Source organism: Guyparkeria sp., assembly GCF_046540515.1.
GTDB lineage: Bacteria > Pseudomonadota > Gammaproteobacteria > Halothiobacillales > Halothiobacillaceae > Guyparkeria.
Window position 1 is genome coordinate 19,342 of the sequence record NZ_JBKHFB010000010.1, and the last position, 13,738, is coordinate 33,079.

Sequence of the window (13,738 nt, forward strand, 5' to 3'; positions counted from 1 at the left end):
TGGACGGGTGGTTTTCAAGGTCAGATCGGTTTCAGGGTCAGGCCGGCATCTTCCAGCACCGCCTGCCAGGCGTCCGGCGGGTGGCTGGTGATGGTCAGGCGGCCATCGTGAACCGGGTGGGCCAGTGTCAGGCGGTAGGCGTGCAGCATCAGGTTGGGGCGGTTGCGCGCCACACCGTGAGATAGCGGGCGATCGAGGCCACGGTCGCCGTACTTGCTGTCACCGACGATGGGATGCCCGGCATGCCGGCAGTGCACCCGTATCTGGTGGGTACGACCCGTGTGCAGGGTGGCGGCCATCAGGCTGACAGCCGGGCCGCGATGGCTGGTCGCCAGTCGCTCGAAGTCGGTGCGGGCGGGCTTGCCGCGCTGTTCGTCGACGACCACGCGGTGGGCCCGGCCCTCGCCCTGTTCCTTGCGCAGCGGGGCGCTGATGGTCTGGCGCGCCTCGCGCCAATGGCCGTGGCACAGGGCGAGGTAGCGTTTCTTTGCCGCTCCCTCGGGGCGGAACTGTGCCTGCAGGGCGAGCAGGGCATCGCGCGACTTGGCCACCACGATCAGGCCGCTGGTTTCCCGGTCGATGCGGTGCGCCAGCTCCAGCATCGCCTCCTTCGGTCGCGCGGCGCGCAGCAGCTCGATCAGCCCGAAGTCGTAGCCGCTGCCGGCGTGGGCGGCCAGGCCGGCGGGCTTGTCCACCACCAGCAGGACCTCGTCCTCGTGGCGTATCAGAGTGTCGACGCGTTCGAGCCAGCCGGCCGGGATGGTCGCCGTCGGGCGGGCGGCGTCCGGATCGCCGCGCAGGTCGCGCACCGGCGGGATACGGACGACGTCGCCCGCTTTCAGCCGCTGCATCGGCTTGGCGCGTTTCTTGTTGACGCGAACCTGGCCCTTGCGGATCAGGCGGTAGACCAGCGCCCGCGGCTGCTTGTCGTGCTGGGCGCCCAGTTCGCGCAACAGGAAATTGTCCAGGCGCTGGCCGTCGCTACGTGCGTCCACCGTTTCGTGGCGGACCCGGGGACGATCCTCTCCCCGGTCATCGGCGCCGCCCCCGTGACGATCCCGGGGTAGGGCGGCGGTCTGCTCGGTGATGTCGAGGCGTTTTTCGGCTGTCATTTTGCGGGCTTGGCTACGGCGGTGACCGGGCGCCGACGGGGCGCGGCAGTCGCTGGCGGGGCACGGGCAATTCACGGCGGTGGCCCGGCGGGGTTGTGATAGTATCAGTGCACTGTGGCGAAAGTCAGGTGGTGCGGCCGGTGCCGGCCACCCGCGGCAGCCAGCGAGCGCTCGGGCTTTACCCAGCCGGTGCCATGCGCCAGACCATCCCGCTTGCCTTTGACGCGGCCTTGCCAACAACCCCGGCCGGGTCCCGACGGGCACGACAAGCCTCGGGCTGCCGCCCGCCCACAGTTGCCAAGAACGATCAATGGTTGTTACGTCCTGAACCCAATGCGCCTTTACCGTCTCCTTTCTCTGCCGCTCTCCGTCCTGTGCCGCCTCGTTGCGGTCGGACGGCAGGCGTCGTGGCCGCATGCGGCCCGTCGGCTGGCGGGGTGGTCGGTGGTAATGGCGCGCCGGGACGTTCCTCTGAAGTCAAGTCACCTGTCGCGAGCGGCCCGTTGCCAGCCGCGACTCGTGCAGAAACGTCGAGATTTTTTTCATGAAACGAATGCTGATCAACGCAACGCACTCCGAGGAGATCCGCGTTGCGCTCGTAGACGGGCAACGCCTCTATGACATCGACATAGAGACCCCGTCCCGGGAGCAGAAGAAGGCCAACATCTACAAGGCCACCATCACGCGCATCGAGCCCAGCCTCGAGGCCGTGTTCGTCAACTACGGCGCCAACCGCCACGGTTTCCTGCCCTTCAAGGAGATCTCGCCCGAGTATTTCGATCCAAAGGCGGTCGACGACAAGGGCCGTCCGGTCATCAAGGATGCGCTCAAGGAAGGCCAGGAACTGATCGTCCAGGTCGAGAAGGAAGAGCGTGGCAACAAGGGCGCGGCCCTGACCACGCTGGTCAGCCTCGCCGGGCGCTACCTGGTGGTCATGCCCAACAACCCCAAGGCCGGTGGCGTCTCGCGCCGCATCGAGGGCGACGATCGCGCCGAGATCAAGAGCGCCCTGGCGCAGCTGAATGTGCCCGCTGGCATGGGCCTCATCGTGCGTACCGCCGGGGTGGGGCGCGACGTCGAGGAACTCCAGTGGGACCTCGACTACCTCGTCCAGGTCTGGACCGCGATCCGCGAGGCGGCCGAGAGTCGCCCGGCGCCGTTCCTGATCTATCAGGAAAGCAACCTCATCATCCGGGCGCTGCGCGACTACATGCGTAACGACATCGGCGAGATCCTGATCGACGAGCCGACCATCTATCAGCAGGCGATGGACTTCGTGCAGATGGTCACGCCCAAGGTCGCCGAGAAGATCAAGCTCTACGACGACCCGACCCCGCTGTTCTCCCGCTACCAGATCGAGTCGCAGATCGAGTCGGCCTACCAGCGCAACGTGACGCTGCCCTCGGGCGGCGAGCTGGTGTTCGACGTCGCCGAGGCGATGACCGCGGTGGACATCAACTCCGGGCGCAACACCAAGGGCCAGGACATCGAGGACACCGCCTTCAACACCAACCTGGAGGCGGCCGAGGAGATCGCGCGCCAGCTGCGCCTGCGGGACCTGGGCGGGCTGATCGTGATCGATTTCATCGACATGAATTCCTCCAAGCACCAGCGCGAGGTGGAAAACCGCTTGCGCGACTCCTTGAAGTACGACCGCGCCCGGGTGCAGACCAGCCGCATCTCGCGCTTCGGCCTGCTGGAGATGTCGCGCCAGCGCCTGCGCGCATCGCTGGAGGAATCCAGCCAGCACATGTGCCCGCGCTGCAACGGCCAGGGCGTGATCCGCTCGGTCGAGTCGCTGTCGCTGGCCATCCTGCGCCTGCTGGTCGACGAGGCGATGAAGGACAACACCGGCCGCGTGATTGCGCAGGTGCCCATCGACGTGGCGACCTACCTGCTCAACGAGAAGCGCGACCAGATCAACGAGATCGAGCAGGCGAACAACGTCGACCTGCTCCTGATCCCGAACATCAACCTCGAGACGCCGCACTACGAGATCGAGCGCGTGCGTGCCGACGACAACGAGGCGCGGGCCCGCGACGTGCAGCAGCTGATCGAGCCGTTGACCGTCGAGACCCCGTCGCCCGAACCGCGCCATCGCCAGGCCGAGAAGGCCGCTGTGCAGACCATTCCCCGCAAGGCGCAGCCCGCGCCGGAGAAGCCACCCGAGCCGGCAGCGCCGGCTGCCGAGTCGCCCCGCGCGCCCAAGCCCGTCGCCGCCGAGGCGCCGGTGCGCCCGCTGGCCAATGGTGCCGTGTCGCTCCTGCGACGCGTGGTGGGTCAGCTCTTCGGCGCCCGTGCGGACGAGGACACGGAAGCCGAGTCTCGCGAGCGTCAGGAGGGTGGCAAGAAGACCGCCGACCGCGGCGGTCGCAAGGGTAGCGGTCGTCGTCAATCCGGCGTGGAGAGTGGCGAGAAGGCCAAGACCGCCCGTGACGAGTCCCAGGACAAGGATCAGGACAAGGGGCAGGGCAAGAGCAAGTCGGGTGGTCGGCGCCGTCGGAGTCGCGGGCGTCGCGGCAACGGTGGCAACGCCGCCCAGCAAGCCGCTGGCCAGAAGCTCGAGCAGAAGCCCGAGCGGAAGCAGGAACAGCCAACCGAGTCCGGCAAGCCCGAATCGAAGGGCCGGCCCGACTCCTCCGGGGGCAAGTTCTCCGGGGAGACGGGCGGCCGGAATGGCGGCGGCAAGAGCCGCGGCGATCGTGGGCCGAAGAGCGAGCCGCGTACCCCGCCGCCGCTGGGTGAGCGTGAGCGCCAGATGGTCGAGCAGCAGCTGGCCGCGCCTATCAGCGAAGGCAAGAGCCTGCCGCTGGACGTTTCGAAGAAGAAGGGCGTAGCCGAGGAATTGCCGCCGAACGCTGCCGTGCGTCTGGAAACCAGCGACCGGCTTGTCAAGGCGAGTGACGCCCAGGCCAGCAAGGCCGCCGCGCCCAAGGCGGTGTCGGCCGAGGCCAGCTTGGCGGCATCCGGCCCGGAGGTGCACGATTCCGGTATATCCTGGCAGGCCGATGACCAGGTCGAGACCAGGGTGGCGGAAACCGAGTCGACGCAAGGCGAGTCCGTCGGGGAAGACACCGCGGAAAAGCCGCAGACGGCCGCGCCGGGCGCGTCCAGCAACGAAGCGGTAGCCGCCGAGGCGATGCCGGCCGCCGAGGCCGAGCAGCCGGACGTGCCCGAAACGGAGGCGAGAGTCGAGAAGCCGAAGACGACCGGACCGGAAGGCACGGAATCCGCTGCCGACACCTTGACCGAAGAGGCCGAGGCGCAGAAAGAGGCGACGCCGAAAGAGACGGCACCGGAAGAGGCAGGTGCAGTAGAGGAGGCATCGGTCCCGGACGCCGAGGTGAAAGCATCGGAGACGCCGGAAGCGGCGACCAGCGATGCGTCGGTCGCCGCTGAGCCAACGGCCGACGAAGACAAGCGCGAGCGCTGATCTGGTCTGGAGTCGACCGGAAACCAGAACGCCCCGTATCGAGCGGGGCGTTTTTCTGTGTATGTAGCCGGATGAATGGTCGGTGCGGCCGGTCTGGGCGTGGTCTATCCCAGGTGGCGCCGGCGGATGTCCTCGAGCAGATTGTCCGCGGCCGCCTCGACCATGTCGAGCACCTGCTCGAAGCCGTTCGTGCCACCGTAGTACGGATCCGGCACCTCCTCGAGGCCGTAGTCCGGTGCGTAGCTCATGAACAGGTGCGGCTTCTCCCGCAGGGCCTCGTCGGCCAGCGATTGCAAAATCTCGAGATTGGCGAGATCCATCGCGAGCACGTAGTCGTACTCGACGATGTCCTCGGGGCGTACCTGGCGTGCGGTGAGGTGGTCCATGCGGTACTGGCGGGCCATGGCCGCGCGCATGGCGCGCTCGTCGGGCGGGTTGCCGACGTGATAGGCATGCGTGCCGGCCGAATCGATGCGAATGCGGTCGGCCAGTTCAGCCTGCTCGACCAGCCGCTCGAAAACGGCGTGGGCGGTGGGCGAACGGCAGATGTTGCCCATGCAGACGAATAAAACTGACGGGTTTGCGTTTGGAGTCATGTGGTTACCTGCGATTTTCGGGTGTGAGTTTGGGCATCAAAACGCACCATTGTGACCTAATAAAATAAGTCACTTATCAGGTAGTTTTGAACACTTGCCGGCCGCATCAGGCCTGAACTCGGACCCACTCCGCTCCGCGCACGTCGCGGTAGACGGCAGATGCAGGTGGTGTCTGCCCGATCGTGTGGCGGTAATGTAACCAAAATCCCGGCGGCATGCGGAGCACCGGTCCAATTCGGGGGCTCTGCGGCGCCGGTATGTCGGGGAATCAGGGGCTTGTGTCGATCGTGACAAGATCCGCGTGACAGGGTGTTGACAGCCTCCGTTGGGCCGGTACAATGCGCGCATTCCTCAGGCACGAGGGGCCATAGCTCAGCTGGGAGAGCGCCTGCATGGCATGCAGGAGGTCGGCGGTTCGATCCCGCCTGGCTCCACCAAACATCGAAAAAGCCCGGGTTCGCGTCACAGCGACCCGGGCTTTTTCGTTCTGCGCGAATTGACCTGCACTATTCGGGAAAGTTGATCGAGCGGCTGACCTGGCCGTTGGCGGGGACGTCGAGGCTGAACTCGCGATCCTCTCCCTTGTAACTGGCGCTGGCGGTGTATCGACCTTCCGGCAGGTCGATGAAGAGCATCGGCCCGTCGGTAGTGGCCTCGAATCGCGTCTTGTCATCGGGTGTGCGGACGCGCACATCGACCGCCGAGACGAATGCGCCGCGCTGGCCCTTCGAGAATTGCAGGGCCACGGGGTAGTCCGCACCGTGCTCTTGCAGCCAAGCGCGTTCCGCGGTGCCCAGGCCGCCGGTCAGGAAGCGCGTTCCCTGGTACTCACGTACCTCCACGGCACTCTCGGCCACCTCGTCGGGGCTGGCTGGTTGGCGCTCCTCGTCGGTGATCGGTTCCCATCCGGGCTGCTTCCAGGGTTCGTCCGCGCCGAGCGCCGGGGTGAGGAACAGCACGAAGGATGCGAGAACGAGATGAGTTGGTCGCATGTCAGCGTTTCTCCATGGTTGGATTCGATCCCGGTCTCCCGTTTTCTAGCCCGGATGTCTCACGAAGTCCACACCTGATCCGACCGCGCACGAGCGTTTCGCCACTCGGCCGTGCTCCCCGGCACGGCGCTCGGCCGCGAAAATCCTTGTCGGGCGCGTATCCAGTGCGGTTGTCACGCGCAGTCATGCGATATGCGGGCCGGCTAATGCCGTGCAAACGACGCTCTCCATCCTGCCAGCAGGATCGACGTGTTGCGTCGGCCTTGCCGTCGACACGCCTGTTCTCGGGCGGCCCCGGAATGTTCCGACCGGCAACCAGTGCATGCTAATGTCGGCGATCACCGCGTTTTCGGGGAAGGCATGTTCAGGCTCGCGTTTTTCGTCCTGCTTCTGGCGGCGGTACCGTTGACACTCATGCTTTTCGAGGCCGATCTGCGGCCGAACCCGCCGGCGGGTGATTTCCGGCTCGAGTCGGCGGATGGGCCGCTCGCCCTGAGTGACCATCGCGGTGAATGGGTGGTGCTCTACTTCGGTTATGCCGCCTGCCCGGACGTCTGCCCCAACAGTCTCGCGCGCTGGTCGGAGGTCTTCCGGGAACTCGAGCGGCGAGAGGGGCGCCGGCCGCAGGCGCTGCTGTTCATCTCGGTCGATCCCAACCGCGATCGACCCTCGACACTCGGGCCTCTTGCCCGCTTTTTTCATCCCGACTTCGACGGCATCACCGGTAGTGAGCAAGCCATTGCCGAGGTGGCCGAGCGCTACCACGTGGATTACGCACGTGGCGAGCGGACCGACTCGGCGATGGGATATTCCATCGACCACACCACCTACAGTTATCTGATCGATCCCCGGGGCGAGCTGGTCGCCATGTTCCCCGACACGCTCCGTGTCGAGCAACTGGTGGACGCGGTGGCCGAGGAGATGCGGTAGGGAAGGTCAGCGCCAAGCCATGGGCGTCGATAGCCGCCCCGACGGATCTAGGCGTGGGCCCGAAACTGTCGCTTGCCGGCGCGCTTGGCTTCGTAAAGTGCCGTGTCCGCCTGCTTGAGCAACTGGTCGCCGTCACGAGCCCCCCGGTCCACGTGGCTGATGCCGACACTGATGCCCACCGAGACCTCGTCGCCGCTCTCGAACCGGATCGGCTGGGTCACGGAGTCGATCAGCCGACCGGCGACCTCGCCCGCCTCTTCGGTCGAGCGACAGCCCGGAAGCAGTACGACGAACTCGTCTCCACCAAGTCGGGCGATCAGGTCGTCTCGCTTGACCTCGCCGCGCAGGCGCTCGGCCACGATGCGCAGCACCGCGTCACCGGCATCGTGACCGTATTGGTCGTTGATCGGTTTGAAGCCGTCGAGGTCCATCATGAGCACGGCGAATGGTCGGCCTTCTTCCCGCCATTGCCGCACCGCCGTCTGCATGGCCTCCTGAAGACGGCTCCGGTTCGCCAGGCCGGTCAGCATGTCGTGGTAGGCCAGTTCCTTCATGGTCTCCTCGGCCTCGCGTCGCCGCGTGATGTCCTCCAGCGTCACGATGGCCATGACCGGCTCGATTTCCTCGTGAAGAATGACCGAGACCTCGCAGATGGCCTCCTTGCCCTGCGGATAGCGCAGCCGGATTTCCCGCTTGTCCAGCAGCTTGTCCGGCGAGTCGTTCAACTCCTGCATCAGCCGGTCCCAGGTGCCGGGAATCGAGCAGATGGGCGTCTCGCGCAGCGAGGCGCCCACCTCGGTCGACCCCATCTGCCGTGCCCAGGCCTCGTTGACGTTCACGATGGTTTCGCTGTCGATCCGGATGACCGCCGCAGGCACCGGCATGACGCGCAGCAGATCGAGCAGGCGGGTCTTCATCATCAGCACCGCCTCGATCAATGGCGATTCGCGGGCGTCCTGCGGCAATTCCTGATCGACCGTGAGGTTGCCGCGCGTGATCTGGCGGGCGAGGGCGATCACGTGCTGGTCCTCGTAACCCTCACGTCGCAACCAGATCGAGAGATAGCCCATCATGAGGACGAAGGGCAGGAAGTAGGCGACGTGTATCCAGAACAGTGGCCAGTACTGATCGCTGTCGAACACGTAGACGGGTACACCGATGGTCTGGGCGTAACCGAGGACCAGGTGATGCAGGTAGATGACCAGCGTGGCCATGGCGATGGTGCGCCAGTCCCGGTAGTACAGGAGCACGCCGATCAGGCCGAAGGCGGAGAAATGCGCCTCGATGTCGCCCGCGTTCTGGTGGATGATCAGGCCGGTGAACACCATGAAGGCCGAGGCCATGAACAGGCGGGTGACCAGTTCCCCGCCGTGACTCCGGACAAGCCACAGGCCCAGCGCGAGGGTCGGCAGGCCGATCAGCAGTACCGACCAGAGCGTGTCGCGCAGTGGCACGAGGAACAGGCAGACGGCGAGCAGGAACAGCAGCATGCCGAGCATGATGCGGTCGGCGCGCTCCCGGTACGGGCGCAACAACCAATCGAATTCCGTCTCGTTCTGCAGTTGCTGAAGGAAAGATGCGTTCATCGGGTCCTTGCTCGATGTTTTGCCGGGTCAGAGACTCATGCAGAAAATGCCGCGCTGGGCGTCAAGATGAGCCAGATAGCCCAGCATCGCCAGCGAATAGACCAGCCACAGGCCCATCAGGACACCGGGGCTGGAGAGTCTGGCGAGTTTCCGGGCGATCGCTTTCAGGGCATTAATGGACATGGGCGGGATCGAGGGCCTCGTCTCGTCGCGCGATCCGGTCAGGGTGGCGTCTGACAGGTCCTGCATTGGATGGTGCTCGTCCGGGGTGCCGCTTTCAAGCACTTCCTGAAACCCGGCCGGTGGTGACGGTCGTTTTCCGCGCCCGCCGTCGCAGGGTGTCTATGCTCCCGGCATGCGCAAGGTAATCGAGTTTACCGATACCGACGAGGAATGCCGTTGGCGCGACGTCAACGACGGGGTGATGGGCGGGATCTCCTCCGGTGGGTTTCATGTCGAAGGCGGGGTCGGTGTGTTCAGCGGCGAGCTGTCGCTGGCGCATGGCGGTGGATTCGCCTCGGTCCGACGGCAGATTCGGACGGGAGAGCTGGTCGACGCGGCGGGTATCGTGCTTCGGGTTCGCGGTGACGGGCGGCGTTACCAGTGTCGGGTCGGAACGGAGGAAGTGCCGCCGGGCGTTTCCTACGCCGCCGGTTTCGACACCGTTGCCGGTCGTTGGCTTGAGATCCCCCTGGCCTGGGAGATGTTCGCGGCCGTGTTTCGGGGTCAGGCCGTGCCGGATGCACCGCCTTTGTCGCCCGAGCGGATCAATCGGCTGGGGTTTCTGCTGGCGGACCGTCGGGCCGGACCCTTTCGCCTCGAGGTGGCTTCGATCCGGGGGACGTAACGCGGTCTTGGGCTTCACGGGGACCGGCGCTGGGTGACCGCGCCGGCCGGGCCGCGGCTCGTCTGTTCACCTCAACGGGTTCGAGCGTGAGGAGTGTATGCAACGACGACGAATTCATCAGCGCGTCACTCAGGTGATCCAGGTGATCATGCTGATCGAGCTGGCCTTCGCCCTGTGGGAGGGGCTGTGGCTGACGGCCGCCATGACGGTTTTCATCCTGTTGTTGACCCTGGCGCCCGTGCTGATGGTCAGGCGCTTCGAGGTGTTCATTCCCTCGGAGTTCAAGCTGCTGGCTACCCTGTTCATCTTCGCCTCGCTGTTTCTCGGCGAGGTGCAGGGGTACTACACGCGCTTCTGGTGGTGGGACCTGGTGCTCCACACCGCCTCGGGGTTCCTGCTGGGCATCGTCGGTTTCTTGCTGGTCTACATCCTCAACGAGAAGAAGAATCTCCGCTTTCACATGACCCCGGGCTTCGTGGCGCTGTTCGCCTTCATGTTCGCGCTGGGGATAGGGGCCCTGTGGGAGATCTTCGAGTTCTCGATGGATGAATGGTTCGGCACCGACATGCAGAAGGCGATGCTCGGCGATCCCTCCGGTCTGACCGACACCATGTGGGATCTGATCGTGGATGCCCTCGGTGCCGGGGTGATCTCCGTGCTGGGCTACGGTTATCTGAAGGTGGCCGCTGGCCGGTCGTTTCTCGAACAGTGGATTGCCTCCTTTCTCGAGGCCAATCCGCGGCTGTTCAAGCGCGACTGAGTCCGGCGATCAGGCGCGCCGGAAGGACTGGCCGCCGCACTCGGGGCATTTCGGCAGCGGTCCGAAGGTGTCGTGGTGAAGGATGGCGCCGCAGTCGACGCACTTGAGTCGCTTCGGGCTGGTGACGTGGCCGGCGGCCCATTCGCGTGGCCGGGTGCGTTCGGCCTCGTTGCGGATCTGTTCCAGGGTCACGTCGGTGTGATCGGCGATCGACAGCAGCTTGGCGCCGATGTCGCCGGCCCAGTCGCGCAGGGTCTCGCGGATGCTTTCGCCCTCGTGGGCGAGATTTTCGCGGGTGTGCTCGAGATCGTCCTTGACCGCCTCGACGATCTCGTGACGGAAATCGGGCGTGTCGAGCCCGGCGGCCTCCTCCTCGGCCAGTTGCGCGATGCGGGCGCGGTCGGCCGGGCGGTTCTCGGGCTCGTCGAGCAGGCGGGCGTAGATCCGTTCGAGCAGCTGGTAGTAGCCGTGCCGCAGGGCGTCGAAGGTCTCGCTGTGCTCGTGCTGGTCTTGGGTCATTCGCTCTGGTCTCCGTCTTGTCGTCTGGAAGGGCCTCTCCCGCTGCGACGTCGTGCGCGTCGAGTCGTGCAGGGGGGGGCTCCTTTCGGTATTCTAGTCGCCTCTATGGAACCTCTGCTCGAATAGTATTGCCGCTCTGGCTTGCCGAGCCGCTCGCCATCAAGGCGCGATGGCGCCGGCGTGCCGGTGGTCCCGTCAAGACATCGCAACGCCGAGGGGCGGGTGGCTCGGCAAGCCCCTGCGGGCGCGGCTTGAGCGGGGCATCTGCGGCGTTACCGTCCTTGGCAAGGGAGCAACCCTTCCACTACGGACGGATGCCTTGCATCTGCCCCGCTCAAGCCGCGCAGAGCGGTAATACTATTCGAGCAGAGGTTCCTTTATCGTGGCCGATTGCAGGCCTTCTTGCCAGTCGGGCAAATAACACGCACGCAGCCAAGGTAGACCCCCTAGTTCATGCACGAGCAATACAACCCCGCGAAGATCGAGGACGAGGCGCAACGCTTCTGGGAAGAGACGCAGGCATTCCACGTCCGCGAGGATCCCACCCGCGAGAAGTTCTACTGCCTGTCGATGTTCCCGTATCCCTCCGGACGGCTGCACATGGGGCACGTGCGCAACTACACCATCGGGGACGTCATCAGCCGCTACCAGCGCATGCTGGGGAAGAACGTCCTCCAGCCGATGGGCTGGGACGCCTTCGGCCTGCCGGCGGAGAACGCCGCGCTCAAGAACAAGGCCGCGCCGGCGCGTTGGACCTTCGAGAACATCGACTACATGCGCGGCCAGCTCCAGCGCCTGGGATTCGCCTACGACTGGAACCGGGAGCTTGCCACCTGCGACCCGGACTACTACCGCTGGGAGCAGTGGCTGTTCACCCGCCTGGTCAAGAAGGGCCTGGCCTACAAGAAGACCGCGGTGGTCAACTGGGACCCGGTCGACCAGACGGTGCTGGCCAACGAACAGGTCATCGACGGACGGGGCTGGCGCTCCGGCGCGCCGGTCGAGCGCCGCGAGATCCCGCAGTGGTTCATCCGCATCACCGACTACGCCGACCAGCTGCTCGAGGATCTCGACAAGCTCGACCAGTGGCCCGAGCAGGTGCGCACCATGCAGGCCAACTGGATCGGTCGCTCCCGTGGTGTGCAGCTCGACTTTGCGGTCGATAACGGCGAGCCGTTGCGCGTGTTCACCACGCGCCCGGACACGCTGTACGGGGTGACCTATCTGGCCGTGGCCGCCGACCATCCGCTGGCGGTGGCCGCCGCCGAGCAGGACGAACAGGTGGCCGCGTTCCGCGAGGAATGCCGCCATACCAAGGTCGCCGAGGCCGACATGGCGACCATGGAGAAGAAGGGGTTGCCGCTGGGCGTGACCGCCACGCACCCGCTGACCGGTGAGTCGGTGCCGGTCTGGGTGGCCAACTTCGTCCTGATGGAGTACGGCACCGGCGCGGTCATGTCCGTGCCGGCGCACGACGAGCGCGACTGGGAGTTCGCGACCAAGCACGATCTGGCGATCAAGCCGGTGATCGAGGGCAGTGACCCCGATCACGACTACGCTCAGGGCGCGATGACCGAGAAGGGTACGCTGATCGACTCGGGCGAGTTCACGGGGCTTTCCAGTGACGAAGCCTTCGACCGGATCGTGGCCAGGCTCGCTGCCGACGGCCGCGGCGAGGAGACCATCAACTACCGCCTGCGCGACTGGGGCGTCTCGCGGCAGCGCTATTGGGGCTGCCCGATCCCGATCGTCAACTGCGAGCACTGTGGTGCGGTGCCGGTACCCGACGAGGACCTGCCGGTGGTCCTGCCCACCGACGTGGTGATGGACGGGCCGGGCTCGCCGATCAAGTCCGATCGCGAGTTCATCGACACCACCTGTCCGGAATGCGGCGCGCCCGCCGAGCGCGAGACCGACACCTTCGACACCTTCTTCGAGTCGAGCTGGTACTACGCCCGGTTCGCCAGCGCCGATTCCAGTGAGGCGATGCTCGACGATCGCGCCGGCTACTGGCTGCCGGTCGACCAGTACGTCGGCGGCATCGAGCACGCCGTGCTGCATCTCTTGTACGCGCGCTTCTTCCACAAGCTGATGCGCGACGAGGGCCTGATCCCGGCCGACTGCGCCGAGCCGTTCACCCGCCTGCTCACCCAGGGCATGGTGAACAAGGACGGCGCGAAGATGAGCAAGTCCAAGGGCAATACCGTCGACCCGCAGGAGCTGATCGAGGAATACGGCGCGGACACCGTGCGCCTGTTCATGATGTTCGCCGCGCCGCCCGACCAGGGGCTGGAGTGGTCCGACTCGGGCGTCGAGGGCGCGCACCGCTTCCTCAAGCGCCTGTGGCGGCAGGTGGCCGAGCGCCGGTCAGCGGGCATCGACCTGTCCCGGCGGATCGAGTCGGCCGACGAGCTGGCCGACAGCGAGGCAGCCGCCAAGGAGCTCTACCGCAAACTCCACGAGACCATCGGTCGCGTGACCGAGGACATGGATCGGCGCCAGACCTTCAATACCGTGATCGCGGCGAACATGGAGCTGTTCAACGAGCTGGCCCGGTTCGAGGCGACCGACGAGACGGGGCAGGCGGTGGTCGCCGCGGTCATCCAGGACATGCTGCGCATGCTCGCGCCGATCGTGCCGCACATCACCCACGTGCTCTGGAAGGAAACGGGCGGGGATGGCTGCATTGCCGATGCGGCGTGGCCGACGGTCGACGAGGCCGCGCTGGTGCGCGACGAGATCGAGATGGTCGTGCAGGTCAACGGCAAGCTGCGCGCAAAGATCAATGTGCCGTCCGGCGCCGACAAGGCCGCCATCGAGGCGCAGGCGCTGGCCAATGAGGACGTGCAGCGTTTTACCAATGAGGGCGAGATCAAGCGCGTGATCGTGGTTCCCAACAAACTGGTCAATATCGTGGTGGCGAAGTAATGGATACGACCCGGGCTAGGACGACCGGCCGAACC

11 protein-coding genes and 1 tRNA gene are annotated in these 13,738 nt (G+C 65.9%); 6 read left to right on the forward strand and 6 right to left on the reverse strand.

Annotated elements, in window-relative coordinates; translation table 11 throughout:
- Positions 1-20: 20 nt before the first annotated feature.
- Positions 21-1,112 carry an RluA family pseudouridine synthase gene (locus tag ACLFRM_RS02290; RefSeq protein WP_410754064.1) on the reverse strand — a complete coding sequence of 364 codons (1,092 nt, stop codon included), beginning with the start codon at positions 1,110-1,112 and terminating at the stop codon, positions 21-23.
- A 544-nt stretch (positions 1,113-1,656) separates the two neighbouring features.
- Here ACLFRM_RS02290 and rne point away from each other — a divergent pair.
- A complete protein-coding gene (gene rne / locus ACLFRM_RS02295) occupies positions 1,657-4,545 on the forward strand; it encodes a ribonuclease E (RefSeq protein ID WP_410754065.1) in 2,889 nt (962 codons plus the stop codon).
- A 104-nt stretch (positions 4,546-4,649) separates the two neighbouring features.
- Here the strand turns inward: rne and ACLFRM_RS02300 are convergent, their stop codons facing one another.
- Positions 4,650-5,141 carry a low molecular weight protein-tyrosine-phosphatase gene (locus ACLFRM_RS02300; RefSeq protein ID WP_410754067.1) on the reverse strand — a complete coding sequence of 164 codons (492 nt, stop codon included), beginning with the start codon at positions 5,139-5,141 and terminating at the stop codon, positions 4,650-4,652.
- Between the two features lie 361 nt (positions 5,142-5,502).
- On the opposite strand from ACLFRM_RS02300, the gene ACLFRM_RS02305 reads away from it, so the two are divergent.
- Positions 5,503-5,578: transfer RNA gene (locus tag ACLFRM_RS02305), tRNA-Ala, on the forward strand.
- Between the two features lie 69 nt (positions 5,579-5,647).
- Here the strand turns inward: ACLFRM_RS02305 and ACLFRM_RS02310 are convergent.
- A complete protein-coding gene (locus ACLFRM_RS02310; RefSeq protein ID WP_410754068.1) occupies positions 5,648-6,133 on the reverse strand; it encodes a hypothetical protein in 486 nt (161 codons plus the stop codon).
- A gap of 360 nt (positions 6,134-6,493) precedes the next feature.
- Here ACLFRM_RS02310 and ACLFRM_RS02315 point away from each other — a divergent pair, with 360 nt between their 5' ends.
- A complete protein-coding gene (locus tag ACLFRM_RS02315; protein WP_410754070.1) occupies positions 6,494-7,063 on the forward strand; it encodes an SCO family protein in 570 nt (189 codons plus the stop codon).
- A gap of 47 nt (positions 7,064-7,110) precedes the next feature.
- Here ACLFRM_RS02315 and ACLFRM_RS02320 read toward each other — a convergent pair whose 3' ends face one another.
- Together ACLFRM_RS02320 and ACLFRM_RS02325 are read right to left on the reverse strand one after the other, a co-directional pair.
- Positions 7,111-8,649, reverse strand: a complete 1,539-nt coding sequence (locus ACLFRM_RS02320) for a diguanylate cyclase domain-containing protein (RefSeq protein WP_410754071.1) — start codon at positions 8,647-8,649, stop codon at positions 7,111-7,113.
- Positions 8,650-8,676: 27 nt separating this feature from the next.
- Positions 8,677-8,898, reverse strand: a complete 222-nt coding sequence (locus tag ACLFRM_RS02325) for a hypothetical protein (RefSeq protein WP_410754073.1) — start codon at positions 8,896-8,898, stop codon at positions 8,677-8,679.
- Between the two features lie 106 nt (positions 8,899-9,004).
- Between ACLFRM_RS02325 and ACLFRM_RS02330 the strand changes: the two genes are divergently transcribed.
- Together ACLFRM_RS02330 and ACLFRM_RS02335 are read left to right on the forward strand one after the other, a co-directional pair.
- Entirely contained in the window at positions 9,005-9,496 is a 492-nt protein-coding gene (locus ACLFRM_RS02330) for a CIA30 family protein (protein WP_410754075.1), read from the forward strand.
- 97 nt (positions 9,497-9,593) lie between these two features.
- Positions 9,594-10,256, forward strand: coding sequence for a hypothetical protein (locus tag ACLFRM_RS02335; RefSeq protein WP_410754077.1), 663 nt, complete (start codon positions 9,594-9,596; stop codon positions 10,254-10,256).
- Between the two features lie 9 nt (positions 10,257-10,265).
- Here ACLFRM_RS02335 and ACLFRM_RS02340 read toward each other — a convergent pair whose 3' ends face one another.
- The gene (locus ACLFRM_RS02340) at positions 10,266-10,775 is read right to left on the reverse strand and encodes a zinc ribbon-containing protein (protein ID WP_410754078.1); all 510 of its coding nucleotides are present in this window, start codon (positions 10,773-10,775) and stop codon (positions 10,266-10,268) included.
- A 453-nt stretch (positions 10,776-11,228) separates the two neighbouring features.
- Between ACLFRM_RS02340 and leuS the strand changes: the two genes are divergently transcribed.
- Entirely contained in the window at positions 11,229-13,703 is a 2,475-nt protein-coding gene (gene leuS / locus ACLFRM_RS02345) for a leucine--tRNA ligase (RefSeq protein WP_410754079.1), read from the forward strand.
- Positions 13,704-13,738: the final 35 nt, after the last annotated feature.

Excerpts from the sequence above, each read along its gene's own strand:
- ACLFRM_RS02290 (WP_410754064.1), bottom strand. The coding sequence starts at position 1,112 with ATGACAGCCGAAAAACGCCTCGACATCACCGAGCAGACCGCCGCCCTA.
- rne (WP_410754065.1), top strand. The coding sequence starts at position 1,657 with ATGAAACGAATGCTGATCAACGCAACGCACTCCGAGGAGATCCGCGTT.
- ACLFRM_RS02300 (WP_410754067.1), bottom strand. The coding sequence starts at position 5,141 with ATGACTCCAAACGCAAACCCGTCAGTTTTATTCGTCTGCATGGGCAAC.
- ACLFRM_RS02310 (WP_410754068.1), bottom strand. The coding sequence starts at position 6,133 with ATGCGACCAACTCATCTCGTTCTCGCATCCTTCGTGCTGTTCCTCACC.
- ACLFRM_RS02315 (WP_410754070.1), top strand. The coding sequence starts at position 6,494 with ATGTTCAGGCTCGCGTTTTTCGTCCTGCTTCTGGCGGCGGTACCGTTG.
- ACLFRM_RS02320 (WP_410754071.1), bottom strand. The coding sequence starts at position 8,649 with ATGAACGCATCTTTCCTTCAGCAACTGCAGAACGAGACGGAATTCGAT.
- ACLFRM_RS02325 (WP_410754073.1), bottom strand. The coding sequence starts at position 8,898 with ATGCAGGACCTGTCAGACGCCACCCTGACCGGATCGCGCGACGAGACG.
- ACLFRM_RS02330 (WP_410754075.1), top strand. The coding sequence starts at position 9,005 with ATGCGCAAGGTAATCGAGTTTACCGATACCGACGAGGAATGCCGTTGG.
- ACLFRM_RS02335 (WP_410754077.1), top strand. The coding sequence starts at position 9,594 with ATGCAACGACGACGAATTCATCAGCGCGTCACTCAGGTGATCCAGGTG.
- ACLFRM_RS02340 (WP_410754078.1), bottom strand. The coding sequence starts at position 10,775 with ATGACCCAAGACCAGCACGAGCACAGCGAGACCTTCGACGCCCTGCGG.
- leuS (WP_410754079.1), top strand. The coding sequence starts at position 11,229 with ATGCACGAGCAATACAACCCCGCGAAGATCGAGGACGAGGCGCAACGC.